This is a genomic window from Rhodospirillum rubrum ATCC 11170 (assembly GCF_000013085.1).
GTDB lineage: Bacteria > Pseudomonadota > Alphaproteobacteria > Rhodospirillales > Rhodospirillaceae > Rhodospirillum > Rhodospirillum rubrum.
The window spans coordinates 3,351,336-3,377,769 of sequence record NC_007643.1 but is presented as its reverse complement, the minus strand read 5'-3'; the positions used below and the strand labels follow the sequence as shown (position 1 = coordinate 3,377,769).

Here is a 26,434-nt window from a genome sequence, read left to right as displayed (position 1 = left end):
TTAGAAAGTTTGGAAGGTCTTTCCGGTTATGGACAGGATACGCATTGTCGGCGGCGCTCCGCTTGATGGCACCATCCGGATCGGGGGGGCCAAGAACGCGGCGCTGACCTTGATGCCGGTCTGTCTGCTGACCGACCAGCCGGTGACCCTGACCAATCTGCCCGATCTGGCCGATATCCGCACGATGGCGGCGCTGCTCGGCCAGATGGGGGTGGGGACCTTGCTCAATGGCGCCGAGTCCAGCGCCGGTCGCCATATCGATCTTGACGCCTCGGGCCTGTCCGATACCACCGCCCCCTATGATCTGGTGCGCAAGATGCGCGCCTCGATCCTGGTGCTCGGGCCGCTGGTCGCCCGCCACGGCCGCGCCCGCGTCTCCTTGCCCGGCGGCTGCGCCATCGGCACCCGGCCGGTCGATCTGCACCTCAAGGCCCTGGAAGCCCTGGGCGCCCATATCGAACTGAAGGAAGGCTATATCCACGCCAGCGTCGAGGGCCGGCTCAAGGGGGCGAAGATCACCTTCCCCAAGGTCACCGTCGGCGGCACCGAAAACGCCCTGATGGCGGCGACCCTGGCCGAGGGCGAGACCCTGCTGGAAAACGTCGCCCGCGAGCCCGAGATCACCGATCTGGCGCTGTGCCTGCGGGCGATGGGGGCGAAGATCGACGGCATCGGCACCGGAACCCTGCGGGTAGAGGGTGTGGACACGCTGGGCGGGACCAGCCACGCCGTGGTCCCCGATCGCATCGAAACCGGCACCTATGCCCTGGCGGCGGCGGCGACGCGCGGCCGGCTGACCCTGACGGGAACCCGGCTTGATCTGGTGGAATCGCTGGTCGATCACCTGCGCCGCGCCGGAGTCGTGGTCACCGCCATCGAGGGTGGCCTGGAAATCGACGCCCGAACCAGCGCGTTGACCGGCGTTGACGTGATGACCGAGCCCTTCCCCGGCTTTCCCACCGATATGCAGGCGCAATGGATGGCGGTGATGAGCACGGCCCGGGGCGCTTCGATGATCACCGAAAGCATCTTTGAAAACCGCTTCATGCATGTGCCCGAACTGAGCCGCATGGGCGCCGATATCAATATCCATGGCGGCTCGGCGATCGTGCGCGGCGTCGCCGGCCTGTCGGGCGCCCAGGTGATGGCCACCGATCTGCGGGCTTCGGTCTGTCTGGTGCTGGCCGCCCTGGCGGCTTCGGGCGAGACCATCATCAACCGGGTCTATCATCTCGATCGCGGCTATGAACGGGTGGAGGACAAGCTGGCCGCCTGCGGCGCCACCATCGAACGCCTGCGCGATTAGAAGAGTGGATTTGCTTAACGATTAGACTTTTAGAGCGGTAGGCGGCGCCCCGGTTTCACGCCTGCCGCCTTAAGGGCGCCGCGCCGCGACAGGAGCGGGCGGAGCACGGCCGCCGGCCTCAGGCGGGCCACGTCAGTTCGAAGATCGTTCCCTGGCTATCGGAGGCCCGGCAGGCGGCTTCTCCGCCATGGGCGCGGGCGATGGCCCTTACGACGGCCAATCCCAAACCACTACCTCCGCCCAGGCGCGGCTTCGCGCCACGGCGGAACGCATCGAACACGCACTCCATGAGGTCGGTCGGGATGCCCGGCCCCTTGTCTTCGACCTGAAGGCGGATCCGCTCGTCCTCCAGGCGGAGGCGAACCTGAAGGGCTCCGGGTTCGGCGTGATGGATGGCGTTGTCGAGCAGCGCCGAGAGCGCCTGCCGAATCCGCATCGGGTCGCAGACGACCTCGCCTCCGTCCAGATCCTGGGCGAGAACGAAACCGGCGGCGCGCAGATTGGGCTCGAAGGCGTTGATCAGCGCCGCGATTTCGGCGGCGAGGTCGCATTGCTCCAGCCGCAACTCCAGCCGCCCGCTTTCGTCCAGGCCCAGCACGCGCAAATCCTCGACCAGCCGGCTCAACCCCTCCATATGGATCAGCAGCCCCGAGAACATGGCGGGGGTGGGTTCGAACACCCCCTCCGCCAAACCTTGAAGGCGACCGCGAAGAACCGTCACGGGCGTTCGCAATTCGTGGGCGATCGCGGCGTTCCAGAAGGCGCGTTCCCGCGCCATGCCATCCAGGCGCTCGGCCATGTTGTTGAAATCGGCCACCAGACGCGTGGCTTCGCCCATCGACAGATCGTCGGCGACCGCCCGGGCCGAAAGGTCGCCCTCCGCCATCCGATGCAGGCTGTCGGCGACGGAGTTGAGCGGCGTCAGGATCCGCCGCGCCAATCGGATGGCGATCACGGCGGCGAGAAGCAGGGCCGCCAGCATCGTGACGGTCATCCAGGCGACCTCCGCCGGAGCGGGCAGCAGGTCATCGGAGATGCTGGACGGGGAATAGGTCAGGAAGACCGCATAGAACACATAGGATCCGCATATCGACAGCAGGACGACACTGAAGGCCATGACCGTCATCGAAAGGAAAATCTGTCGGCGCAATCCCGAAGTTTTCTTCCCCGAGGCCATCGACCTCATCCCCCTCCGAAGCGATAGCCGACGCCGCGAACATTGGTGGGGACGCCCATCACGCCGAAGGCTTCGAGTTTCTTGCGCAACTTGCTCAGATGACTGTCAACGGTGCGCTCCAGGGCCTCGCCCTCGGGCAGGCAGGCGCCCAGAAGCTCCATCCGGCTGAAGACCCGTTTGGGAGTCCGGGCCAAGTGAACCAGAAGGCGAAATTCGGTCAGCGTGAGATCGATGGCCAGACACCGCCCGCCGTCGTCCTCGACCATGGCTTCGTGCCCGTCGAGATCGATCCTCAGCGTGCCGAAACGCAGCACGCGCCGCGCCCGCTCTCCGCCGTCTCCGCCCATGCGACGCAGCACGGCGCGGACCCGGGCGACGACTTCCGCCGGATTGAACGGTTTCACCACGTAATCATCGGCGCCGATGCGCAAGCCCATCAGTTTATCGATGTCCTGATCGAGCGCCGTCAGCATGATGACCGGCGTGTCGCCGCGGTGGCGTAGCTCGGAGAGCACCCGCCATCCGTCCATCACCGGCATCTGCACATCGAGCAGCAGCAAATCGGGATTGAGCGAGGCGTGAAGGTCCAAGGCTCGCCGCCCGTCCCGCGCGCTTACGACGCGCATTCCGGCGCGTTCGAGATAGGCCCTCAGGATGTCGGCGATATCGGGTTCGTCTTCGACGACCAGGATCAGCGCGTCCCTGTCGGGCGGTGTGGTCTCCGCCGCGCCGAGACCGGGCTCGTCCATCATATCCATCCCGCTTTCTTTTCCCTCTCCATCATACCTCCACACACCGTCGATCGAAACGCAACCGATTTCGTCCACACCAGGGTCGGGCATCCGTCATCGCGACCGGGCCGCGTCATCCCCCTGTTGAGTACGAACGCAATCATGAACAAGAGATTTTTGATCAGCGCCGCCTTGTTGAGCGTGGCGGCCTATGCGGGATCATCGTTCCTTCATAGCGAGACGCCGCCTCCGGCCAAGCCAGCGAGCGAGATCCTGAGCGTCACGGTGACGGCCCCCCGCGAGGAGACGGTCGTCGAGCGGGTCGGGACCACGGGAACCCTGGTCCCGCGCGAGGAAATCGTCGTGATGGCCGAGGTCTCCAACGCGCGCATCCTGAGTTTGGCCGCCGAGGTCGGCGATCAGGTTCAAAAGGGCCAAAAACTGGCCGTTCTCGACACCGAAAGCCTGCTCTTGCAGGTCGCGCAGATGGAGGCGGAGTACACCAAGGCGCGGGACGAATTCGTTCGGGTCGACTCGATCAAGGAGAGCGGCGCCGTCAGCAAGAGCCTGCGCATCGAGAAGAAGACCGCGCTCGACACGATGACGGCCAAGCTGCAGGAGGCGAAGCTGGCGGTGAGGCGCACCGTTATCACGGCTCCGGCCAGCGGAACGGTCTATGAGCGCCGCGCCGTCGTCGGCGGTTTGTCGAGCCAGGGCGATCCGCTTTTCCGCATTGCCGGGAAGGGCGAGATCGAAGCGGATCTGCGCGTTCCAGAGGGGGTGGCGGGCCGGGTATCGGTGGGGCAAGCCGTCAGGCTCTCGCTGCCGGGGCTGAAGGCCCCGCTGACCGGCACGGTGCGGCTGGTGGCGCCACGGATCGACGCCTCCGACCGCTCCGCCTCGGTTCGCGTTTCGGTCCTCACCGGCCAAGCCTTGATGGTTGGCGCTTTCGTCCATGCCGACATCGACCTGGGCGAGGTCACGGGCCTGGCCGTTCCCACCACGGCCATTCAGCGCGATAGCGAAGGCGCCTTCATGTGGACGGTGAAAGGGGACGGCGGTGTCGCCCGCTTGGCGGTGACGCCGCTTCTCGAACGCGATGGCCTGACCTTGGTCGGCGACGTTTCCCCCGACCTGCGCGTCGTCGCCAGGGCGGGAGGGCTCGTGCGTGCCGGTGACATCGTGAAGACGCTGGAGGCGCGCTGATCATGTCCATGCCGATATCCACCTGGGCGATCCGCAATCCCATTCCCCCCATCGTGCTGTTCCTCGCCCTTACCATCGCCGGGCTGATCGCCTTTACGAAGCTTCCCGTCACCAGCATGCCCAGCGTCATCGTGCCGGTCGTCAGCGTCACCATCAGCCAACCCGGCGCGTCGCCGACGGAAATCGAGTCCCAGATCACCCGGCGTGTCGAAGGGGCCTTGGCGGGGCTGCGCGGGGTGAAACACATCACCTCGACAATCTCGGAGGGGACCTCCCTCTCGACCGTCGAATTCCACCTGGAAACCGACTTCGACCGGGCGATGAGCGACACGCGGGATGCCATCACCAATATTCGCGACCAACTGCCGCGATCGATCCTGGAACCCCAGGTGCAACGGGTGGAGATTGACGGTGGGGCGCTGCTCGCCTTCAGCGTCGAGGCTCCGGAAATGCGGGCGGAGGACCTCGCGTGGTTCATCGACGACACCGTGAGCCGGAACCTGCTGGCGGTTCCGGGCGTGGCCTCGGTCCGCCGCCAAGGCGGAGTCGTCCACGAGATCACCGTCACGCTTGATCCGGCCAAACTCGCCGCCTTCAGCGTCACCGCCGCCGAGATCAGCCGCCAACTCGCCCTGACCACCATCGATCTTCCGGGGGGCAGGCTGATCGAGGGGGAGAGGGAATACAGCTTGCGGACGCTTGGCGGCGCGCAATCGGCCTCGGCTTTGCGGGACATTTGGATCGGTCTCGGCTCGGGACGGGGCGTGCGTCTGGGCGACATCGCCGAAGTGACCGACGGTGGCGCCGAGGCGCGTTCGATCACCCGGCTCGACGGTAAGCCCGTCGTCACGTTCGCCGTTTTCCGCGCCAAGGGAGCAAGCGAGATCACCGTCGGCGAGAGCGTCAAACGGGCGCTGGAGGACAGTCAAGCCGCCGACCCCTTCGTCACCTACAAAGAGATCTTCTCTCTCGTTGATTTCACGCAGACGAGCTACCAATCGACGTTATACGTTTTTTTCGAAGGGGCGATCCTGACGATTCTGACCGTTTTCCTTTTCCTGCGCGATAGACGGGCGACGGCGCTGGCGGCGCTGACAATTCCGCTGTCGATCATTCCGACGTTTCTTGTCCTCTATTTCCTCGGGTTCTCTTTGAACTTCGTCAGTCTGATGGCGATCTCCCTCGTCACCGGCGTGCTTGTCGACGATGCGATCGTCGAGATCGAGAACATTCATCGCCATATGGCGCAAGCGAAGGGCCCCTATGACGCGGCCATGATCGCCGCCGACGAGATCGGTCTGGCGGTCGTGGCGACGACGGCGGTGATCTGCGCCGTCTTCATGCCCGTCAGTTTCATGGGCGGCGCCGCCGGCAAATTCTTCATTCAATTCGGCGTGACCGTGTCGGTCGCCGCCTTCTTCTCTTTGATGGTCGCCCGCCTGCTGACGCCGATGATCGCCGCCTATGGTCTGAAAGCGCCCGCCCACCGCGACGACAAGCCGGGCCTTTGGGGCCTTCGCTATCGCCATCTGGTCGTCTGGACGCTGGACAACCGGGGCAAGACCTTGGGCATCGCGGCCCTCAGCGTGGTCTTGTCGTTCGGTCTCGTCCCTTATCTTTCAACCGGCTATCTGCCCTATGAGGATTATGCGCAATCGAGCATGACGATCGAACTTCCGCGAGGGGCGACGCTGGAGCAAACGGACGCGGTCGCTCTGCGTGTCGTCGACATCCTGAAAAAACATCCCGAGGTGATGTATGTGCTGACCAGCGCGGGCGGGGAGACGGGGGTGAACACGGCGACCGTTGAGATCAAACTGCTGCCGCTGAAGGCCCGCAACGTCAGCCAGCGCGGCTTCGAAAGTCAGGTTCTGTCCGAATTGACGGACCTGCCCGACGTTCGTATCAAATTCGCTAATTCCGGCGGATCGAAGGATATCAGCATCGCCTTAACGGGCGAGAACGCGGCGGCCTTGGACGCGGCGGCGCGGGCGATCGAACGCGACATGCGGGGCATCGCCGGCCTTATCGCCGTGGGAAGCACCGCGCCCTCCGAACAGCCCGAGATCGTCATCCTTCCCGATTTCGCCAAGGCCGCCCAGCTTGGCGTCACCGTCCAGGCGTTGAGCGACGCGGTGAACATCGCCACCATCGGCGATATCGACACCAACCTCGCCAAGCTCAACCACGACGGTCGCCAGTTTGCCATTCGCGTGCGACTGGCCTCCGGTCCGACGACGACGCTCGACACCATCGGGGAATTGCGCATTCCAACCTCGGAGGGGGGCTCCGTGCCGCTTTCCGCCCTGGCTGAAATCCGCTTCGGTTCCGGTCCGGCGAGCATCGAGCGTTACGATCGCCGCCGTAAGATCGCCGTCGAGGCGAATTTGGTCGACCTCTCGTTGGGCGACGCCTTGCAGTTGATCTCGGATCTGCCGTCGATGAAGGCGCTGCCCAAGGGGATCGAAGCTCTAAACACCGGCGATGTCGAGGAAATGACCGACTTGTTCTCCCGTTTCCTGACGGCGATCGGCGCGGGACTGATGATGGTCTATGCGATTCAGGTCTTGCTTTATAAAGACTGGATTCAGCCGTTCACCCGCATGGCGGCCCTGCCCCTGTCCATCGGTGGCGCCTTCCTGGCCCTGGTGCTGACCAACACCGACCTCAACATGCCCGCGGCGATCGGCATCCTGATGCTGATGGGCATCGCCGACAAGAATTCGATCCTTCTTGTCGACTATATGGTGGAACGCATCCGCCAGGGGGTTCCGCGTCGCGAGGCGATCATCGAATCCTGCGCTGTGCGGGCGCGGCCGATCATCATGACCTCCCTGGCCATGCTCGCCGGGATGGTGCCGATCGTCCTGGGCATCGGCCTGGATACGGCGTTCCGCGCCCCCATGGCGGTCGCGGTGATCGGCGGCCTGATCTCGTCCACCGCTCTCAGCTTGGTTTTCGTCCCCGTCTTGTTCGACTGCGTGCGCGATTTCGAGGACTGGCTTCTGCCCAAACTCCGGCGTTTGGCATGACCCGTTCAGGACCATGCCGCCGGCGGTTCGACCGTCCCGGCCCAAACGCCGGTCTCGGCTTCGCGCCGCCCGTCCCCGTCCCCGTGCTGTCGATCCCAGCGCGCCCCGATCCTCCCCCGGTGAGGACAGCTTCTTGTATCGGGCCTGTTTCTGGCTCAAGGACCAAGTCAATGCGCCTTCCTAGTTTGTCCGTGCTGATCCTGACCCTGTCGGCCTGCTCCCTCATTCCGCCGTTGGAGACGCCCAAACCGCCGGTTCCGCCGGTCTTCCCTCAGAGCGATGGGGTGGCCGAGGGCGCGGGCGTGGCCGGATTGCCCCTTGCCGGGCTGGTCCGCGACCCCCGCTTGCTGCGGATCGTCGATCTGGCCCTGGAGAACAACCGCGACCTGCGGCTGGCCCTTCTCAATGTCGAGGAGGCCCGGTCGCAATATGGCGTTCAAGACGCGGATACCTTGCCCGGCGTCGACACCCAGGCCTCCTACAGCCGCGAACGGACCCCCGGTTCCGGGGGCAGATCGGCGACGGTCGCCGATCAGCATGGGATGACCTTGGGCTTGAACGCCTTCGAGATCGACTTGTTCGGTCGCGTCCGCGCCCTTTCCGCCGCCGCCCTGGAGCGCTATCTCGCCAGCGGCGAGGGCTACCGGGCGGCGCGCCTCACCTTGGTCGGGGCGGTTGCCGACGCCTATTTCGCCGAGCGGCTGGCCGTTGAACAACGCGCCCTCGCCGAACGGACCTTGGCCGATTGGCGTCAATCCCTGGAACTGGCGCGCGATCTCCGGCGCAGTGGGCAGAGCGGCGAGGGGGATATGGTCCAGGCCGAGGCTCAGGTGGCTTTGGCCGAGGCCGATCTCCGGTCGCGGGAACGGGCCGTTTCCCAGGCCGGCAACGCCCTTCGCCTCGTCGTCGGAACCGATCTTCCCGCCGATCTGCCCGCCGCTTTGCGCCTGGACGAGCAACCGGTGACGACACGGCTGCCCGCCGGTCTTCCGTCCGATCTTTTGTTGAACCGGCCCGACATCCGCCAAGCGGAGCGGACTCTCGCCGCCGCCAACGCCGATGTCGGCGCCGCCCGGGCCGCGTTCTTCCCCCGACTCTCGCTTACCGCCGCCTTCGGCTTCGCCTCGCCGACCCTGGGGGCGCTGTTTCAGTCTTCGCACAACGCCTGGAACGTCTCCCCCCGTCTGGTTTTGCCGATTTTTGACGGTGGGCGGCTTGATGCCGAATTGGATTTGGCGAAGGCCCGGGAAAAAGAGGCGGTCGCCCACTACGAAAAGGCGATCCAGACCGCCTTTCGCGAAGTCGCCGATGGTCTTGCCGGAAGCGCCACGCTCGACAGACAGATCGAGGCGCAGAGCCGAAGCGTCGCGGGGACGGCGCGCGCCGTCGCCTTGGCCGAGGCGCGCTATCGCGCCGGGCTGGAGGGCCGGCTGGCCTTGCTTGATGCCCAACGCCAGCTTCAAGCCGGTCAACAGACCCTGCTAAGCTTGCGCCGCGAGGAAATCGCCAACGCCGTGGCCCTCTACAAGGCCTTGGGCGGCGGATCGACCGACGTCCGAGCGCCGGGAATGGGCGGGCCGGTCCAATGAATGCGGACCAAGCGCCCGCGCCTTTGGAAAAGGACTCTGTGATCATGATGTCCGATCCCGGCGAGGGGCGATGGCGGCTGCGCTTCTGGACGATTTTCGGCGGGCAGGTCCTCTCGCTCTGCGGCTCGTCGCTGACCCAGTTCGTCCTGATGTGGTGGATCGCCGATACGACGGGCAGTGTCGCGGCGCTGTCGGTGGCGGGCCTTGCCGCCCTGCTGCCCCATGCCCTCTTCAGCCCGCTGGGAGGGGTTCTTGCCGACCGTTACAGCCGGCGGGTTTTGATGGCCTTGACGGACATCGTCAGCGCGCTGTGCATGGTCGTGTTGATCGCCCTGTTCCTGACGGAGCGGGTGGAGATGTGGCATGTCTATCTGATGATGGCGATCCGTGGGGCCATGCAGGCGCTTCAGGAGCCGGCGGCGGTCGCCTCCCTGGGAATGCTGGTGCCGCGCTCGTTCCTTTCCCGGGTCGGCGGCCTGCAACAAACCCTGCAAAGCATGACGCAGGTGGTCGCCGCTCCCCTTGGCGCGCTGGCGATGAGCGTGCTGCCGCTGGGGTGGGCCCTCAGCATCGATGTCGTCACCGCCCTGTTCGGCATCGTCCCGTTGCTGATCTTCCGGATCCCCCAAAACCAAATTCCCGCCGGGGAGCGGACCGGCGTCTGGCGGGAGTTTCGTGACGGGATCGGTCTGGTACGGCGGTCGCGGGGCCTGAGGCACCTGTTTTTGCTGCTCGCCGTCGGCTTGTTGGCCGTCATGCCATCGCTCATGCTGGTTCCCTTGCTGGTGAAGGAGCATTTCGGCGGCGGAGCCGGCGAGGTGGCGCTGATGGAGGGACTATCGGGGTTTGGCATGATCGCTGGCGGCATGATCGTGACGGCGTTCGCGCCGCGGCGGCAGGTTCCCTGGGTGTTGTGGGGCATGTCCCTGTCGTGTCTGACGCTGGCCTTGACCGGTTTGGCGCCCGCCGGCTTGTTCGGCGTCGCCGTCCTGTGGTGGGTCCTCAGCGGTTTGACCTACTCGCTGAGCGCGGCTCCCTGCATGACGCTGCTGCAGATGGTCGTTCCCAACCATCTGCTGGGGCGGACGCAATCCCTGCTCAACACGATGCTGAGCCTCGCCGCCCCCGTGGGGCTGGTCATCACCGCGCTGTTGAGCGCCCAGGTCGACGTGCGCGCCCTGTTCGTCATGACCGGGGCCTTCGCGGCGATCGTGACCGCCCTGGGATTCCTATCGCCCGCCCTGATGACGCTGGAGGACACGCCGCCGCGCTGACGGGCGGATCCTGGGGGCGGCCTTTCCACACACAGCGGCCACGTCGGCTTCTTCATTCGGCTGCGGGACGTGATAGGATTCGGCGAGGAGGACTTTGGCGGATTTGGTCCAAATACAGGGACGCGCGGAACGCCGGCGCTCCTTTTTCCGCTTGCCGCTCGGGAGGTTTTACCATGGACGACGCGTCGCCGACCCTCGCCAGCGTCATCATCCCCGCCTTCAATGCCGAGGCGGTGCTTGAACAGGCCGTCGACAGCGTGCGGGCCAGCATTGCCCACTGCGCGGCCCATCTGGCCGCCGCGCCGGCCGGCGCCTTCGAGATCATCCTGGTCGATGACGCGTCAACCGACGCCACCCTGGCCCTCGCCCGGCGCTTGGCGGCCGAAGACCCGCGGATCACCGTGATCGCCCGCCGGCGCAACGGCGGCGCCGGTCCGGCGCGCAATGCCGGGGCGCGGGCGGCCAAGGGCGAGATCTTGTTTTACCTTGATGCCGATGACGGCTTTTTGCCGCCCCATGTTCTGGCCTGCCTTCAGGAACTGCTCCGCCATCCCGAGGCCGGGCTGGTCAAGACCGGCATCGCCGTCGACTTTCCCCTGACCGAGGAATGGCGCCAAGCCTTGATCGTCAGCGTGGTTTTCAACACGGCGCTGTGGAAGCGCTGCCACGAGGCGATCGGCGGCTTCATGGAGGATCCCGAGCTGTGCGTTCTGCGCTGCGAGGACGTGTTTTATTGCGATCTGCTGATGCGGGCCTTTCCGGCGCGCGGCATCGAGGCGCAAACCGTGCGCCATACCCTGCGCCCCGGCGGCGCTTTTGATGGCCAGCGCGCCAAATTCTCCGCCCCACCGGGCGAGGGCCCCGAGTCGCTGACCCCCGCCCAAAGCGCCGTGCTGCCCTTGATCCGCGCCCGCCACGCCGAGCGCTTGGCCCGGCTTGGCCTGGAAGACGCGGAGGCCTAAACGCCTAAGCTCGCCCTTCGACCTCGGCGAGCAGGTCGACCAGCCGGGCGACCTGGGTGTCCCACGACCAGCCGGCCATGAAGCGGGCGCCGGCGCTTCCCCGGCGGCGGTTTTCGTCGCGGTCGCGATAGGCGGCCTCCATGGTCTCGGTCACCTCCTCGACGCTGGTTTCCCCCCAGCCGGTGCGGCCGAGATCGCCCGATAGCTCGGCGATCGCGCTCTGGCCGCGCATCTCCCAGCAGACCGGCTCGCCGAGCTGGCGGCTGCCGGCGATCAGATCGAGGTGGCCGGTATTGGCCGACAGCGCCACCGGAACGCCGCAGGCCATCGCTTCCATCGCCACCAGATTGGTGCCGCCCTCGCAGCGGTTGGCAAAGACCGCCAGATCGGCTTCGCGCATCAAGCGGGGGGCCTGGGCGTTGGTCAGCGGGCCGAGGTCGATCACCGCTTCGGCCGGCAGGCCATGGGCGGCGGCCCAGGCCTTGATCTTCAAGCGGCCCTGGCCATCGATCTCGGGCAGGCTGGAAACCAGGGCGGACTCGCGCAGGGTTTCCAGGCTTTCGGGCCACAGGTTGTGCCACGCGGTGACCAGCAGGGCCTCGGGATGGCGGGCGTGGAAGCGGGCGAAGGCGGCGAGCACGATGTCCTGGCCCTTGCGGTATTCCAGCTTTCCGCCCGAAAAAACCACGAAGGCGCCCGGGGCGAGAAGACCGGCGCGCGGGGCGGGATGGAACAGGCTGGGATCGATGCCCTGGGGACAGAAGCGGGCGTTGGTCAGGCCATGGGCCTCGAGCACCATCTGGTTCCAGCTCGACCCGCTGACGATCAGCGCCGTGTCGCGGGCGCGGGCGAGGTTGTCGGAGGGGATCAGGGCGGATTCGAAAAAGGCGACCCCGACCTCGGGCGATCCGTGGACGCGGTCGGCGAAGCTGCTGAAGCTCAGGTGGTCGCCCAGACCATGCAGCACCATATGGGGCAGATCCAGACCGCCATGCAGGCTGAGCAATTTCTCGGCCATGGCGTGATCGCGCAAGGCCACGGCCAGGGTGCGCGCCGTCAGCCCGTCAAGGCACAGGTCCTGGGCCAGCGATAAGGGCACCGGCCGGTGCCCCTGGCGGGCCAAAGCCAGGCACAGATTAAGCCCATAGGTTCCCCAACCACTGGGAACCCCCACCTGCCAGCCGATGCCGATCTTCATCGAACGCCCCTTCCTGGTGCTTCGTTGATGCCCGTTCAGTCTTTAATAACCGTCCTGTCGCAAGGTGTTCGCGCATGACAGCCAGGGGGGCGGCCGGTATTCTTCATCCGGGCGACGATGGGCCGAACCATCCACCCCTTGGCGCTCTTTGCGGTTCGGCCGCCCGAGTGCCGCCGAATCCATAGGCCAGACCCAGAAATCCAGAAAGGAGTTTCCTTCATGTCCGAGCTGATGCTCAACCAGATCCAGGTTCTGCTGACCAAACTTTCCGAGGACGTGGAGCGCATGGGCGATCTGTCCACCGAACAGGTGAACAATCTGCTCAACATGCTTGATGGTCTGGCGGCCCATGTTTTGGGAACCAAGGCGGTGGTCGCCGCCCTTGTGAAGAAATACCCCATCGATCTGGCCGATGCCGAGGCTTGGCTGGCCGAGAACACCGATGTCAACGGCGCGTCCTATTCCGATATCCTGGATGCCGCCCGCCACCTCGTGACCGGCGAGAAGCCGTCGAAGGATCTGCCGATCGCCTAAAAGGCCGGCGGAGGCGAAAAACACCTCGGCAAAGGGGGATGGCATGGGGCGGGCGGTCGGCGCGGAGGTCGAGGATCTGGCCGCCCGGGGCCGGCGGCTGGCCGAAGACGGCCGGCTTGACGAAGCCCGCGAGGCTTTCGCCGCCGCCCTGGCCGCCGCGCCCGGACGCGTTGATCTGTTGACCAATCTGGGCGCCATCGCCCTGCGCCTGGGCGAGCCGGCCCAGGCCATTGATTTATTCGACCGGGCGCTGGCCCAAACCCCCTCTGATGCCGATGCCCGCTATAACCGCGGCCTCGCCCGCCTGCTGGCCGGGGATCGGCGTGGCGGCTTTGAGGATTATCGGGCGCGCTGGCGGGCCTTCGGGCTGACCCCGCCCTATGACGCGCTTCCGCCCTGGGACGGCGCGGCCGATGGCCCCGGGCCCTTGCTGCTTCATACCGAACAGGGCCTGGGCGATGCCCTTCACTTCGTGCGCTATTGTCCCGATGCCGCCGCGCGCGGGCTCAAGGTGGTGCTGGCCTGCCAGCCGGCTTTGGGCGCCTTGCTCGCCGGCGCGCCGGGGATCGACCGGCTGATCCCGCTGGGCGCCCCGCCGCCGCCCGGGGCCCGCGCCCTGGCCCTGATGGATCTGCCCGGCCTGCTGGAATTGGGCGAAGAAGGCCACCGGGTGCCTTATCTGGGCGCCGAGGGCCGCCGGGTTGACGCCTGGGCGGCGCGGCTGGCGGCGATCGCTCCCCGGGACATGCGCATCGGCGTGGCGTGGCGGGGCAGTCCGACCCATGGGCTTGACCGCGAGCGCTCGTTTTCCCCGGCGCTGTTCGGCCCGCTGGCGGCTTTGCCCGGCGTGCGGCTGATCGCCCTTCACCCCGATGCCACCCCGGCGGAAGCCGGTCCGGCGATCCTCTGCCCCGAGCCCGACGCCGATTGGCGCCGCGACGCCTTTTTGGGAACGGCGGCGATGATGGGCGCCCTGGATCTGGTGATCACCGTCGATACGGTCTTTGCCCATCTGGCCGGGGCCCTGGGCCGCCCGGCCTGGGTGCTGCTGCCCCGGGTGCCCGATTGGCGCTGGGGATTGTCCGGGGAAACCACGCCCTGGTATCCGACCCTGCGGCTGCTCCGCCAAAAAGAGGCGGGGGACTGGCCCGGGGTGGTCGCCGAGGCGGCGCGACGGCTGGCGTCGCGCCTTGCCCGCAAGGGAAGACGATGATGACCCATTCCGTCGAGTCGGCGATGTCGGTCCCCGTGCGGCTGGACGAGGCGCTTCGCCTCCACGGCCTGGGGCGCCCGGCCGAGGCCCTGGCCCTTTATGACGCCGTTCTGGCCGAGGAGCCGCGCCATGCCGAGGCCCTGCATCTGTCGGCCCTGGCCGCCCTGGCCGCCGGCAAGGGCGCGCTGGCCCGCGCCCGGGTCGATGGCGCCCTGGCGCTGACCCCCGATGACGCCGATCTCTGGCGCTCGCTGGCGCTGATCTTGCGGGCGGCGGGCGAGGCGGAGGCGATGGGGCGCGCCCTGGAAACCGCCTTGGCCCTGCGCCCGGCCTTTCCCGCCGCCGCCCTGGCCCTGGCCGAAAGCAGGCTGGCCGCCGGCGACGGGCCGGGCGCGGCCAGCCTGCTGCGCCAGCAACCCGATAGCCCCGAGATCCTGGCCGCCCTGGCGCCTTTGCTGGTCGGTCTGGGCGATGCCGAGGGGGCCCTGGAGGCCGCCGACCGCCGCTTGGCCCTGGAGGAGGACGACCCCTCGGCCGGCGGCTTGATCGATCGCGGAACCGCCCTGCTTGCTTTGGGGCGGACGGAGGAGGCGATCGCCACGCTGCGCACCGCGCTCGCCCTGGCCGAGGGGCAAGAGGCCTGGACGGCGCGGATCAATCTGGCCGATGCCCTGGCCCGCCAGGGTAACTGGCGCGGCGCGGCGCGCACCTATGGGGCCAATGCCGGTGATTTTCCCGCCGTCGCCCTGGCCCTGGCCTCGACCATGCCGCTGGTCCCCGCATCGACCGCCGACATCGCCGAAGCCCGCCAAAGGCTGGTGACCGGCTTGGAAACCTTGCGCGAGCGCCGGGCCTTCGTGCCCGATCCCAATGCGCTGTTCGCCGGGATCGCCCATCCGCTGCTCGCCGCCCATGGCATCGACGACCGGCTTTTGATGGCCGACATCGCCGATACCGTGCGGGGGCTTTGTCCGGTGCTCGGCCATACCGCCCGCCATATCGGCAAAGCGCCGCACCGGGGGCGACGGCGCATCGGCGTGCTGGCTCCGGCGGGTGCCCCGGCGGGCGAAGGCATCGCCGCCGCCCTGCTGGAAGGCTTGGCCGCCCGCGCCGATGTCGAGGCGATCGCCCTCACCCTGGACGGGGCGGAGGCCAAGGCTCCGCCCGCCGGCCGGGGGGCCGCTTTGCCCACCGATCTGTTCAAGGCCCAGGAGGCGCTGGACGCCCTTGAGCTTGATGGACTGGTCCATGCCGAAGTGGGGGCCGGCGCGCGGGCCACCGCCCTGGCCCATGGCCGTTTCGCCCCGCTGCAGGTGGCTTTGGGCGGTCATCCGGCGACCAGCGGGCTGGCCTCGATCGACTGGTTCGTCAGCAGCGCCGGCATGGAGCCGGCCGGGGCCCGCGCCCATTACCGCGAGGCCCTGTTCCGCTTGCCCCATCCGATCATGCCGGCCCTTCCCCCCGTTGCCGAGGCCGCCGATCGCGACCGTCTGGCCCTGCCCGGGGACGAAACGCTTTACCTGTGCGCCCAGCCGCTCCACCGCTTGCCGCCGGCCTTCGATCGGCTGGCCGCGGCGATCCTCGAGGGGGACCGGCGCGGCCGGCTCTGCCTGTTCCGCCCCGACGAACCCGCCCTTGCCGGCTTGCTTGAAGCCCGTATGGCCCTGGCCGGGGTGGCGGCTGAGCGGATCTTGTGGCTGCGGCGGACGCGGCGGGGGATTTATCTGGCCGCCCTGAAGGCGGTGGACGTGGTGCTTGACGCCCCCCACTGGGGCGGCGACGGTACCGCCCGCGATGCCCTGGCCCTGGGCACCCCGGTGGTGGCTTGGCAGGGCGCCCTGATGCGCGACCGCCGGGCCGCCTTCTGGTGCGCCGCCTTTGGCCTGGACGAAGCCGTGGTGCGCACCGCCGAGGCCTATGTCCGCCAAGCCCTGGCCTTCGGCCGCGACCGCGCCAAACGCCGCGCCGCCGCCGAGCGCCTGTGCGCCGCCGCCCCCCGCCTGTTTGGCGACCCGCGCGGCCTGTCAGCCCTGGTCAGCTTCCTGGCCGACGGCCCGCCCTCGGCCGAGGCGCGGCCGAAAGCTTAAGTCATGCCATTTTGCACAAAACTCCGCGTTTTGAGAGGCGGGATGCATCGGCGCCGGGGGGCTTTTAGGCGAAAGGCATGCAAACACATCGCTTTTTTTCTGGCATGGGGGTTGCTTCCTGAGCGGTGTGCTTCTTCCCAACGTGCCCCGAGCGGCCCGGTCTCCCCCCAGGGAGCCGGGCCGTTGTTTTATGTCGGGTGGCTTGTCATCACTCCGTTTGAACGCGCGTTTGACTTGGTACGATCGCGAGACAATAGGGCGTTAACGGAAGGATCAAGGAGGCCTGGAATGGATATTTTGGCTAAGTCCGTCACGTTCCATGAAAACCGCATGTGGCTGGACCTTTCCGATGGTCGGACCCTGGGTATTCCCCTTTCCTGGTTTCCCCGCCTGCTGAAGGCGACACCTGAACAACGCCAGGGTTTCGAGATCGGTTCGTGGGAGATCCATTGGGAAGCGATTGATGAAGACATCTTGATCGCCGGCCTTCTCGCTGGGCTGGGGGATCAGACGAAACGGGGCCGCTTGGTGAACGCGCTTTGAGTTAGGTGTTCGCGTCCTCCGCCGCCCTCAGGATCTCGGTGACATCACAACCCTAATGACATTACCGGCACTCGTTTTTGTCTCTGAGAGCGTCTCTTCAGATCTCTGGGCAGAGGAATGAATGGGCATGCTCCAAGCCACCATGGAGGCGGGTCGTTACGGGAAGATGATCTTCTTCGCTGTCTCGCTGATAACATCGACAACGATATCCCGCATAGCTGAGGCGCTGGCACTACCCATCTTCGTCAACAATTTCTTGAAGCGATTCGCGCCTAACTCAGTTCGCGCCCCCTCGATCACGATGTCGTCAATGGCGCCTTTCAGCTTCTCCCGTTCGTCCGGGGAAAGTTCATCAATTTCTTCGACCATTTCCTTGGCAGCTTCGATCTTAGTCGTCGTCCAAGGGAAAGCTTTGCCGCACGCGTGGCAAAAGCTGGGTGCTGTGTAATTTTGGCCAATGATTGCAAAGTCATCAACGTAATACTTGCCCCTGATCTTCGTAGAACAAGAGGGGCATTTCGTCATGGTTTCCGAGCCGCATTTATCACAGAAATTCGCCATCAAGTTCGGAGAATGCTCGACGCTCGATGTTGTATGGTGTCCATTGCCGCAGACTTGTGCCGTCAAATAATAGCCCATCGCATCGACCCCAGAAATTGATTGCTGAACCATAGCTCAATGAGACATGCCAATCTAGCAACCTCTAGGACGCTCGTGAACCAAGTCTAAGGGGTATTCAAGAGTTGGAAAAAACCGCCATAACGCAGTTACCGCTGACCCCACTCATATGCGGCCTTGGCGCCCATCCACCAAAAGGGGACGGGGATCAAGCAAACCACCCTAGAAAACAGGGCCGTTATCAATTCATCCCAACCCGCGTCTGCTTGCTATGATGGCGTGATCACAAGGAGGTAACGGAAAGATCAAGGAGGCCTGGAATGGATATTTCGGCTAAGTCCGTCACGTTCCATGAAGACCGCATGTGGGTGGATCTTTCCGACGGTCGGACCCTGGGTATTCCCCTTTCCTGGTTTCCCCGCCTGCTGGAGGCGACACCCGAACAACGCCAGGGTTTCGAGATCGGTTCGTGGGGGATCCATTGGGAGGCGATTGATGAGGACATCTCGATCGCCGGTCTTCTCGCGGGGCGGGGGGATCAGACGAAACGGGGCCGTTTGGTGAACGCGCTTTGAGTTAGGCGTTCGCCTCCTCCGCCGCCCTCAGGATCTCGGTCACGCTCAGTCTTTCGGCTTTGGGGAGGGGCGACGGGGCGGGGGGGAGGGGCGACGGGGTAGGGTCGCGCAGGGCGAGGGCCAAGCTGTGGCCGGGGGCAAGCGTCCAGCGGCCCAGGCGCCACGCCGCGATCGGGCCGAAGACCGGGGCGGCCTCGATAAGGCTGGGGGGATCGCTGTTCACGCGGAAGCTGGTCAGCCCCTGTTGCAGCCCGCTACCCAGGGCCTTGACCATCGCCTCTTTGAGCGTCCACAGGCCGATGAAGGCGGCGTCTCGCTCTCCGGGGGGGCGTTCGGCCAGGGCGGCGGCCTCGTGGGGATGGAAAAAGCGCCGGGCCAAGCCCAACGAATCGGGCGCGCGGTCCAGGCTTTCGACATCAACCCCGATGGCGGCACCCGTCTTGGGAACGCCACCGATGGCGGCGGTGATGTCGTCCCTGGAGCGCGTCATCACCCCGCAGGCGGCCATGCCCCGGGTATGGCTCAAGGAAAAGGCCAGCGGCGGACCGCTGGCCGGGTCGACCATCGGCCGGCCATGGGCCGTGGCGACAAAGCGCCAGTCGCGCGGTGGCAGGCCGGCGGCCCGCGACAGCATCACCCGGCACAGGCCATGGGCGGCGGCATAGGACCAGCGGTCGTGGGCATGGTGAAAGCGCGCGAGCCTCGCCCGCTCGCCCGCGTCAAGCAAGACGGCCAGGGCGTCGATTTCGGCTTGCGGCTCGGCTCCGGGGGCGGCGACCCACAGCAGGGTCGCCGGCGGAAGGGGGGGCTGATCGCTCAGAATGCCCGCACGCCGGGCAGGGTCAGGCCATCGGTGGTGTAGATCTGGCGCACATAGCCCGAGGCGTCTTGGGAGACCACCAGCGTCCCGGGCCGTCCCTTGAGCCAGACCCAGGTATCGGCGCCGACGATGATATCAAAGGTGGTCACCACATCGGGGGTCACATGGGTTTTTTCGATCTCGGTCGGGGGAATGCCCAGGCTTTCGACGATGCCGGGCAGGGTGTCGGCGACCATGGCTTCCAGGCCCAGGATATCGGAGGCCCGCGCCTGGATCGGCGGCTGAAGGCCGGGCTGGGCCGGGGGCGTCGCCGATCCGTCGGCGCAGGCGGCAAGGACGAGGGCGGCGCCGGCGGCGAGAATGGCTCGGGTCATGATCGATCTTCCTTACAACAGCGGGCGAACGGCGGGGCGTCCCATTATGGAGCGGCGCGACCGGTCGCGCCAGGGGGAGGGGGCCGTCCGGATCAGCCCGGACCCCGGCGCAGCGGCAAGACGACGCGGACCAGCAATCCGCCGCCCGGCGCGTCTTCCAGGGCGATGGTGCCGTCATGGGCTTCGATCACCGCGCCGACCATGGTCAGACCCAGGCCGTTGCCCGGGGTGGTGCGGGCGGTATCAAGGCGGGCGAAGCGTTCGAAAACGCGCTGGCGGTCGGCTGCGGGGATCCCTGGTCCCTGATCGCGCAGGCTGATCGTCACCCGGGTCTCGCCGCGGATCAGGGCGAGGCTGACCCGGCCGCCCTCGGGTGAGTATTTGACGGCGTTGTCGAGCAGATTGGCGAAGGCCTGGAACAGCAGGTCGCGGTCGCCATCGACCAGCAAACGCGCGCCCGGCGCCAAGGCGAGGTCGAGATCAAGGGTTACGGTTCTTTCGTCGGCCACCGCGTCGTAAAGTTCGGCGACATCGATGAGCAGGGCCAGCAGATCGACGGGCGAAAAGGCCATGCGCCGGCCGCCTGTTTCCACCTGGGCGATGCGCAACAGGGCGTGGAAGGTGGCGAGCAGGCTATCGACCTCGGCCAGGGCGGCGGCCAATTCGTCGCGGTCGGTGCATTGGGCATCGGCCTGCAGGCGCTCCAGCCGGTTGCGCAGCCGCGACAGCGGGGTACGCAGATCATGGGCGATGGTGTCGGAGACATGGCGCACCCCCTCCATCAGGGTTTCGATGCGCCCGAGCATGGCGTTGAGATTGACCGCCAATTGGTCGAAGTCGTCGCCGTCCAGGCCCCGGCCTTGCGGAACCCGCCGCGACAGATCGCCGCCGATGATCTCGCGGCTGGTGCGGTTGACCGCCTCCAGCCGTCGGCTGAAGCGCCGGCTCATCACCAGACCGCCGGCCAGACCCAGCACCACCATGCCGCCCAGCCCCAGGCGCATGGCCCCGGCCATGCGGTGGCGCAGGGCCTGGATCGGCCCAAGATCGCGGCCAATCAACAGGCGCATGCCGCTGGGCAGGGTCAGGGCGGCCACCCGCACATCGCCCCGCCGCCAGGGTCGCGGCCGGACATCGGGATCGGCGGGATCACGGCCGCCGCGATCGGCGAACAGGCGGGGCGGGGGGGGCGGCAGGCTGTCGGGCAAGGGCGGGCGCCAATCGTCCCAGGCCTCGCGGTGACGCTGGCGGCGCTCGGAGTCCTCGGGGCGGTCGGGGCGCCTTGGCGGCGGCGGCAGGGTATCGGTGACGGGAACGACGGTGAGCGCGGTGGCGGGCAGGATGGTCCAGCCGGTCGCCTCTAGCCCCTCGGGCCAAGTGGCCAGATTGCCCGCCAGCGGTTCGCCGTCCTGATCGGCAAGCAGGTAAACCGCCTGGGCCTCGCCGGCCTGACGGGCGCGGGTGACCAGCATGGCGGCCAGCAAGCGGTGGCCACGTTCGCGGGCGGCATTGGTCAGCAGGGCGATATCGTCGCCGATCACCCCATCGACCTGAAACATCAGGAAGCGCGAGGTCGTCCAATAGACCCCGGCCATCAGCAGGCCCGAGGCTCCGCCAAACAACACGAGGAAACTAAGCGCGATGCGTAAGGTGGTGCTGCGCGGCAGCAGCCGGCGGGGAAGCTTAAGAGCCATTGGTGCGCAAGACGTAGCCCGCCCCCCGCACGGTTTCCAGGAAGGGCTGGGCGAAGCCCTCGTCCATCTTGCGGCGCAGGCGGCTGATATGAACGTCAACGACGTTGGTCTGCGGGTCGAAGTGATAATCCCAGACGTTTTCCAAAAGCATGGTGCGGGTGACCACCTGATCGGCATGGCGCATCAGGTATTCAAGCAGGCGGAATTCGCGGGGCTGAAGATCGATGGTGCGCGAGCCACGGGTGACCCGGCGGGCCAGCAGGTCCATCTCCACCTCGCCCGCCCGCAACCGCGTCTGTTCGGCGTCGCTTCCCGCCGTGCGCCGGGTCAGGGCGTCGATGCGGGCCAGAAGCTCGGCGAAGGCGAAGGGCTTGACCAGATAGTCATCGCCCCCCGCCCGCAGCCCCTTGACCCGGTCGTCGACCTCGCCGAGCGCCGAGAGGATCAGCACCGGCACCGTTTTGCCCGAAGCCCGCAGGGTGCGGACGATGGTCAGACCGTCGACATTGGGCAGCATGCGATCGACGATCAGCAGGTCATAGGCTTCCCCGGCGGCCTGGAACAGGCCGTCGCGGCCATCGGCCACGCTGTCGGCGACATGGCCGGCCTCGCGCAGGCCTTTGAGAAGGTGGGCGGCCACCTCCTTGTCATCCTCGATCACCAGGATGCGCATCGGGCCGCCCTCCCTTTCCGTTATCAACGCGAGGACGCGTTGGGTCTTAGATCAACGCGGGGACGCGTCGGGGGTGTCGTCGTCGGCGTCAGGCAGGGTGTCGGCGCCGTCCGCCGGGGGGATCGATCCCGGATTGCCGGGCCTGCCCATCTTGTTGGGCATCTGACGCGTGCTTAGCACGGAGCCGCTATCGGGGTCGATGAAGACCATCGTCGCCGCGCCATCGGCGGCGCTCGGCGCGACGGCCACCACCCAGGCGCTGTCATCGCCACGGCGGATGCCCTTGACCATCATCGCCTTGCCCGAGCCCATCTTTTCGACGGCGGTGGTGATCGCCTGATCGGCGGTGACCTTGGCGCCGCTCAGATCGACCGGGGTGCGGGCATGACGGGGGCCGCCCATGCCGGGGTGGCCGGAGAAGCCGCCGCGATAGGCGAGGATGCCCGAGGCGCTGCCAACCACGGCGGCCTGACCGGTGGCGGCGTCAACGGCGACGATGCGCCGGGTGTCACCCTCGATCACGCTGACCAAATAGGTCGGCTTCAGGGCCGGATCGGCGAAGCTGCTGGGGCGATCGGCGCCCGGGGCGGCGACGGCGAAGGGCGACAGCCGGGCCAGGGTGACGGTGCCGGGGGCGGTGGAGCGGGCCTTTTGCACGGCTTCTGCCAAACCGAGGGTGGCGGCGTTCGCCGCCTCGCGCATCTGGGCGATGGGGGCGCCGCGCCCGCCCATCGGGCCACCCATGCGGTCGGGGCCCATGGGGCCGCATCCGTCGCCGCCCGGCCCGAAAGCGAAGGCCAGGGCGGGGGCGGCAAGCAGGCCGGCGGTGAGCGGGAGAAGAAGCATCATGCGACGGGTCATCGGCGGTGTCCTTTGCAGGGGGGAAGTCATCCAATGGAAGGAAGACTAGCCCCCCCGCCCTGACCGGCCGGTGGCGCGGCGGTTACGTCTTGGTAATATCGGCGACAAAGCGGGCGTAGATCCGCGCCACCGCCTCGCGCATCGCCGAGGTGGCGGCCAGCACCGAGGTGTTGTCGGCCGGAACCGTCTCGACATAGGTGCCAAGCAGCTTGACGTCGTCGGTGGCGGTATCGATCAGCGACAACTCGATGCTGACGGCGACGCCGGCGGCGCCGCTGGGCGGCAGAAGATGCTCGAAGCGCAAGATGCGGCCGCGGATCGTCAGATCGGTCCGCGCCCGCAATTCCGGGGTGACCACCTGGGTGAAGACATTGGCGGCGCGCAGGTATTCGACCAACTGCTGCTGAAGAAGAACCGGCGGCGTCTCGATCCAGAAGTCATAGGCGTATTGTTCAAGCACCCGACCGGTCGAGGTATGGGCGACGGGACGGTCGGCCAGCACGCCCGCGGCCAGGAAGCGGGTGACCTCGACGACGCGCGGCTGCGGCTGGCCGAGCACCGGCATCACCCCTTCGGCCGCATCCAGGCGATAGAAGGTGTCGGTGGGCGCCGGGGGGGCGGCCGTGCAACCGGCCAGCAGCACGCCGGCGGCGAACAGGGCGGCCAGCGGCCGGGATATGCGCGAGAGGATCATGGACGTCTCCTTGGGAAGCGGGCGTGGGCGGAGAGGACGGTGCGCGGTTAGCGGCCGTCCTCGGCGGGAGCGCTGCCGCGCAGCAGCACGCCGGGGTTCTGCCGGAGCGATCGGCTGAACTCCTTCATGTCGCGGCTGGCCCCCTCCATATTAAACGTAATGGCATCGATGCTCGACGCCAGGGCGCGAAGCGTATAGCGAAGATCGCGCAACGACGAATCCACCAGCGGCGCCGAGCCGGCGACCATGCCGTCCAGGGTCTGGCCGGTCTGGCGCAGCTCGCGGCCCAGGCCGTTCAACTCGGCGGAAAAGGCGCTGATATTGCCGATCGAGGCGCCGAGGCCGTCGATGTTTTTTTGCGACAGGACCTCGGCATCCAGGCGGGCGGTGAAGCGGTCGACGCGGGCGATGATCGGCGGCAGATCGCGGGCGATGGCTTCGCTGGTGATGCGGGCATTGCCCAGGATGGCGGGCAGATTATCGGCCAGACTGCCGCCCAGGGTATCGACATAGGCGTTGAGCTTGGCGACCAAGGGTTCGAGCCCGTCACGCGACAAGGTGCCAACCTCGGAGGCTAGGTCGTTGATGGCGGCGAACATGCCGCCCGAAGCGCCGCCCGGAATCTCCGATCCCGGCGTCAGGCTCGCTTCTGCGGTGCCGCCCCGGATGTTGATGGCCACCGCCGACAGCAGGCCGGAAGTGGCGATGGTGGTCTGGCTGCCCTCGGGAATGCGCCAGCCCTTTTGCACCGCCAGACGCAGGCGGAACGAGGTGCCCTCGGCGCGCTGTTCGGGGATGATCTCGTCGACCTGACCGATGCGATAGCCCTCATAGAGCACCTGGGTGCCGTATTTGATGCCGGTGACGTTGTCATAGGAGGTGAAATAGGTATCCGTCGAACCGGTCTTGCCCGCCAGAATCGTCGCCGCGGCGATGATGCCGCCCAGCAAGATCAGCACGAAACCGCCGACGATGAGGGAATTGACGCGACTGCTGGTCATCGGGACTCTCCGGGGATTTCCCAGGCTTGAAGGGGAGCGGGCGGGGTGCGGGTCATCGGCCGCCTTCGGTTAAACGGCGCAGGTAATCATCGGGATCCGTGGCCGGACGTTCGGTGCGCCGGCCGAGCAGGTCCTGAATGCGCGGATTGGCGCTGCGGCGGATCGCCTCGACGGTGTCGATCTCCAAGATCCTGCCGTGATCAAGCACGCAGATGCGATCGGCGATCTTGAAGGCGCTTTCCAGTTCATGGGTGACGACGATCACGGTCATGCCGGTGGCGTCGCGCAGATGGGCGATCAAGTCGTCGATGGAGGCCGAGGTGACGGGATCGAGGCCGGCGGAGGGTTCATCGCAAAACAGGATGCGCGGATCCATGACGATGGCGCGGGCGAAGGCGGCGCGCTTGATCATGCCGCCCGACAGCTCGGCGGGCATCAGATCCTCGGCGCCGGCGAGATCGACGACCTCGAGCTTCATGCGCGCCATGATGCGCATGGTGCTTTCGGCCAGATCCGTATGCTCGCGCAGGGGCAGCATGATGTTTTCGCCGACGCTGAGCGACGAGAACAACGCCCCGCTTTGAAAGGCGACGCCGATGCGCTGGCGCAGGGCGTTGAGCTGGCGGGCCGAGATGGCGTTGATGTCATGGCCAAGCATGCGGACTTGGCCGGCCGCCGGGCGCAGCAGGCCAAGCAAATGCTTGAGCAAGGTGGTTTTGCCCGATCCCGAGCCGCCCATGATCACCAGCACCTCGCCCGTCCGCACGCTGAGCGTCACGCCATCAAGGATCTTGCGCTTGCCGTAATAGGTGACGAGATCGCGCACCTCGATCGCCGGAAGGTCCGGCGCCGGGGTGGGGAGGGCGGGAGGGGGGATCTGGGCCATGGGTCCTACCGGGTCAGGATGAAGGCGAAGACCATGTCGGTGACGATGATCGCGCTGATCGCCTGGACGACCGACCGGGTGGTCATCTTGCCCACGCCCTCGGCTCCGCCGCTGACCGATACGCCGTTGACCACGCCGACCAGCACGATTTGCAAGGCGAACAAGGCGCTTTTGCCCAGGCCATGGGTCAGATCGATCAGGCGCAGGATATCAAGCGTTTGATGAAAAAAGGCCGAAAGCGACATGCCAAGGTCGATGCGCACGGTCAGCGAGGCGCCAAGCAGGGCGACCAGCATGCCGAGAAAGGTCATCAGCGGCACCATCACCAGGGCGGCGATCAACGGCGGGGCCACCAAATAGCGGACGGGCACGATGCCCATCACCGTCAGGGCGTCGATCTCCTGATTGATGGTCATGGTGCCCAGGCGGGCGGCGATCGCCGATCCCGAACGGCCGGCGACCAGAATGCCGGTGATCAGGGGCGCGAATTCGCGGACCACGGAAAAGGCCACGCCCAGCACCACCTGCTGCTCGGCCCCGAACATGCGCAGGCTGTAGATTCCCTGGATCGCCAGCATCATGCCGATGGTGAAATTCATCACCAGCACGATCGGCAGGGCGCGGATGCCCATCTCCATGGCCTGCTCGACAATGGCGCCCAGGCGCACCGGCTGACCGCGAAACCGCCCGACTACCAGCCAATAAAGGCTTTCGGCGCCAAGAAGCGACGCCTGACCGATCTCGGCCACCCCGGCGATGACCCCCTGGCCCAGGCGTTCCACGGCCTTGAGCAGGGCCTGGGACAGGCCGGGTTTTGTCTTGGGGCTGTCCAAGGCCGGTCTCAGCCGGCGGCGGCCAGGGCGTCGTCGACGCTGGCGCGGATGGGGAAGACCTGATCAAGGCGGCCCAGGGTGATCACCCGCATGGCATCGGCGGAAACCCGGGTCAGAGTGAAGTCAAGGCCGGTATCCCGGGCCTTGATCAGCGCTTCGAGCAGGCTGGAAACCCCCGAGCTGTCGATCGAGCCGACCTTGTGCAGATCGACGACCAGCCCGCGCCCGCTGTCGAGCGCGCGCAGCAGGGCCTCGCGCAGCCGGGGCGAGCTGCGCAGATCCACGGCGCCGCTGACCTCGAGAATGGCCGGGCGGGCGGGATGTTCGGTGACGGTAAGCTTCATTGGTGCGGTATTCCCTGTTGGCTTCCCCCGTCGCGCTCCCCGGCGCCGTGGCTTGGGGGAGGGGAGGTCCTTGGCTCGTCTTGAAAAGACCGTCTTCCCCCGCCGGCGGACGCGGCGGCTGTCGGTGCGGTCATCAATGAAAGGAGGGCCGGGCCCGCCGGGACGAGGGTCGTCAAGCGGGCGCGGCCTCACCATAGACGCATCCCCCG

Annotated in this window: 25 protein-coding genes; 11 read left to right on the top strand and 14 right to left on the bottom strand. The window is 67.0% G+C overall.

Translation table 11 applies throughout. From position 1 onward, the window contains the following. Positions 1-28 precede the first annotated feature (28 nt). The gene (gene murA / locus RRU_RS15125; RefSeq protein ID WP_011390681.1) at positions 29-1,306 is read left to right on the top strand and encodes a UDP-N-acetylglucosamine 1-carboxyvinyltransferase; all 1,278 of its coding nucleotides are present in this window, start codon (positions 29-31) and stop codon (positions 1,304-1,306) included. 118 nt (positions 1,307-1,424) lie between these two features. On the opposite strand, the gene RRU_RS15120 is transcribed toward murA, so the two are convergent. Beyond that, positions 1,425-2,432, bottom strand: a complete 1,008-nt coding sequence (locus RRU_RS15120) for an ATP-binding protein (protein WP_237703775.1) — start codon at positions 2,430-2,432, stop codon at positions 1,425-1,427. 56 nt (positions 2,433-2,488) lie between these two features. Continuing rightward, entirely contained in the window at positions 2,489-3,241 is a 753-nt protein-coding gene (locus tag RRU_RS15115) for a response regulator (RefSeq protein WP_011390679.1), read from the bottom strand. Between the two features lie 135 nt (positions 3,242-3,376). On the opposite strand from RRU_RS15115, the gene RRU_RS15110 reads away from it, so the two are divergent. From RRU_RS15110 to RRU_RS15090, 5 genes are all read left to right on the top strand, one after another. Next, on the top strand, positions 3,377-4,420 hold the full coding sequence (locus RRU_RS15110) for an efflux RND transporter periplasmic adaptor subunit (protein ID WP_011390678.1): 1,044 nt from the start codon (positions 3,377-3,379) through the stop codon (positions 4,418-4,420). A gap of 2 nt (positions 4,421-4,422) precedes the next feature. Further along, a complete protein-coding gene (locus RRU_RS15105; protein WP_011390677.1) occupies positions 4,423-7,452 on the top strand; it encodes an efflux RND transporter permease subunit in 3,030 nt (1,009 codons plus the stop codon). A 170-nt stretch (positions 7,453-7,622) separates the two neighbouring features. Continuing rightward, a complete protein-coding gene (locus tag RRU_RS15100; RefSeq protein WP_011390676.1) occupies positions 7,623-9,041 on the top strand; it encodes an efflux transporter outer membrane subunit in 1,419 nt (472 codons plus the stop codon). Between the two features lie 44 nt (positions 9,042-9,085). After that, entirely contained in the window at positions 9,086-10,315 is a 1,230-nt protein-coding gene (locus RRU_RS15095; protein ID WP_014626474.1) for an MFS transporter, read from the top strand. A 173-nt stretch (positions 10,316-10,488) separates the two neighbouring features. Continuing rightward, positions 10,489-11,277, top strand: coding sequence for a glycosyltransferase family 2 protein (locus tag RRU_RS15090; protein ID WP_011390674.1), 789 nt, complete (start codon positions 10,489-10,491; stop codon positions 11,275-11,277). A gap of 4 nt (positions 11,278-11,281) precedes the next feature. On the opposite strand, the gene RRU_RS15085 is transcribed toward RRU_RS15090, so the two are convergent. Next, on the bottom strand, positions 11,282-12,475 hold the full coding sequence (locus tag RRU_RS15085; protein ID WP_011390673.1) for a glycosyltransferase family 4 protein: 1,194 nt from the start codon (positions 12,473-12,475) through the stop codon (positions 11,282-11,284). 219 nt (positions 12,476-12,694) lie between these two features. Between RRU_RS15085 and RRU_RS15080 the strand changes: the two genes are divergently transcribed. The 4 genes from RRU_RS15080 (at position 12,695) to RRU_RS15065 (ending at position 16,852) form a co-directional block, all read left to right on the top strand. After that, a complete protein-coding gene (locus RRU_RS15080; protein WP_011390672.1) occupies positions 12,695-13,009 on the top strand; it encodes a hypothetical protein in 315 nt (104 codons plus the stop codon). Between the two features lie 43 nt (positions 13,010-13,052). Further along, positions 13,053-14,222 carry a tetratricopeptide repeat protein gene (locus RRU_RS15075; protein WP_011390671.1) on the top strand — a complete coding sequence of 390 codons (1,170 nt, stop codon included), beginning with the start codon at positions 13,053-13,055 and terminating at the stop codon, positions 14,220-14,222. Continuing rightward, entirely contained in the window at positions 14,219-16,309 is a 2,091-nt protein-coding gene (locus tag RRU_RS15070; protein WP_011390670.1) for a tetratricopeptide repeat protein, read from the top strand. Before RRU_RS15075 ends, RRU_RS15070 begins: the two co-directional genes overlap by 4 nt. Positions 16,310-16,597: 288 nt before the next feature. Continuing rightward, positions 16,598-16,852: a DUF2442 domain-containing protein gene (locus tag RRU_RS15065; protein ID WP_014626472.1), complete on the top strand. Its 255-nt coding sequence runs from the start codon at positions 16,598-16,600 to the stop codon at positions 16,850-16,852. 156 nt (positions 16,853-17,008) lie between these two features. Here the strand turns inward: RRU_RS15065 and RRU_RS15060 are convergent, their stop codons facing one another. Next, complete coding sequence (locus RRU_RS15060) at positions 17,009-17,491, bottom strand: DUF2321 domain-containing protein (protein ID WP_042440478.1); 483 nt, start codon at positions 17,489-17,491, stop codon at positions 17,009-17,011. Positions 17,492-17,790: 299 nt separating this feature from the next. On the opposite strand from RRU_RS15060, the gene RRU_RS15055 reads away from it, so the two are divergent. Then, positions 17,791-18,045, top strand: coding sequence for a DUF2442 domain-containing protein (locus tag RRU_RS15055; protein WP_011390667.1), 255 nt, complete (start codon positions 17,791-17,793; stop codon positions 18,043-18,045). A 1-nt stretch (position 18,046) separates the two neighbouring features. Here RRU_RS15055 and RRU_RS15050 read toward each other — a convergent pair whose 3' ends face one another. From RRU_RS15050 to RRU_RS15005, 10 genes are all read right to left on the bottom strand, one after another. After that, positions 18,047-18,772, bottom strand: coding sequence for a 4'-phosphopantetheinyl transferase family protein (locus RRU_RS15050; RefSeq protein WP_011390666.1), 726 nt, complete (start codon positions 18,770-18,772; stop codon positions 18,047-18,049). 89 nt (positions 18,773-18,861) lie between these two features. Continuing rightward, complete coding sequence (locus RRU_RS15045) at positions 18,862-19,239, bottom strand: hypothetical protein (RefSeq protein ID WP_011390665.1); 378 nt, start codon at positions 19,237-19,239, stop codon at positions 18,862-18,864. A gap of 92 nt (positions 19,240-19,331) precedes the next feature. After that, positions 19,332-20,933: a sensor histidine kinase gene (locus RRU_RS15040; RefSeq protein ID WP_011390664.1), complete on the bottom strand. Its 1,602-nt coding sequence runs from the start codon at positions 20,931-20,933 to the stop codon at positions 19,332-19,334. After that, positions 20,923-21,606, bottom strand: coding sequence for a winged helix-turn-helix domain-containing protein (locus RRU_RS15035; protein ID WP_011390663.1), 684 nt, complete (start codon positions 21,604-21,606; stop codon positions 20,923-20,925). Before RRU_RS15035 ends, RRU_RS15040 begins: the two co-directional genes overlap by 11 nt. 51 nt (positions 21,607-21,657) lie before the next feature. Continuing rightward, positions 21,658-22,467 carry a peptidase gene (locus RRU_RS15030; RefSeq protein WP_011390662.1) on the bottom strand — a complete coding sequence of 270 codons (810 nt, stop codon included), beginning with the start codon at positions 22,465-22,467 and terminating at the stop codon, positions 21,658-21,660. A gap of 82 nt (positions 22,468-22,549) precedes the next feature. Beyond that, positions 22,550-23,161 (bottom strand): ABC-type transport auxiliary lipoprotein family protein, encoded by a 612-nt coding sequence (locus tag RRU_RS15025; RefSeq protein ID WP_011390661.1) that lies wholly within the window; start codon positions 23,159-23,161, stop codon positions 22,550-22,552. 47 nt (positions 23,162-23,208) lie between these two features. Continuing rightward, positions 23,209-24,162 carry an MlaD family protein gene (locus RRU_RS15020; RefSeq protein WP_011390660.1) on the bottom strand — a complete coding sequence of 318 codons (954 nt, stop codon included), beginning with the start codon at positions 24,160-24,162 and terminating at the stop codon, positions 23,209-23,211. A 52-nt stretch (positions 24,163-24,214) separates the two neighbouring features. Continuing rightward, positions 24,215-25,048 carry an ABC transporter ATP-binding protein gene (locus tag RRU_RS15015; protein WP_011390659.1) on the bottom strand — a complete coding sequence of 278 codons (834 nt, stop codon included), beginning with the start codon at positions 25,046-25,048 and terminating at the stop codon, positions 24,215-24,217. Between the two features lie 5 nt (positions 25,049-25,053). Further along, positions 25,054-25,881, bottom strand: coding sequence for an MlaE family ABC transporter permease (locus RRU_RS15010; RefSeq protein WP_011390658.1), 828 nt, complete (start codon positions 25,879-25,881; stop codon positions 25,054-25,056). Positions 25,882-25,889: 8 nt separating this feature from the next. Further along, on the bottom strand, positions 25,890-26,225 hold the full coding sequence (locus tag RRU_RS15005; protein ID WP_011390657.1) for an STAS domain-containing protein: 336 nt from the start codon (positions 26,223-26,225) through the stop codon (positions 25,890-25,892). Positions 26,226-26,434: the final 209 nt, after the last annotated feature.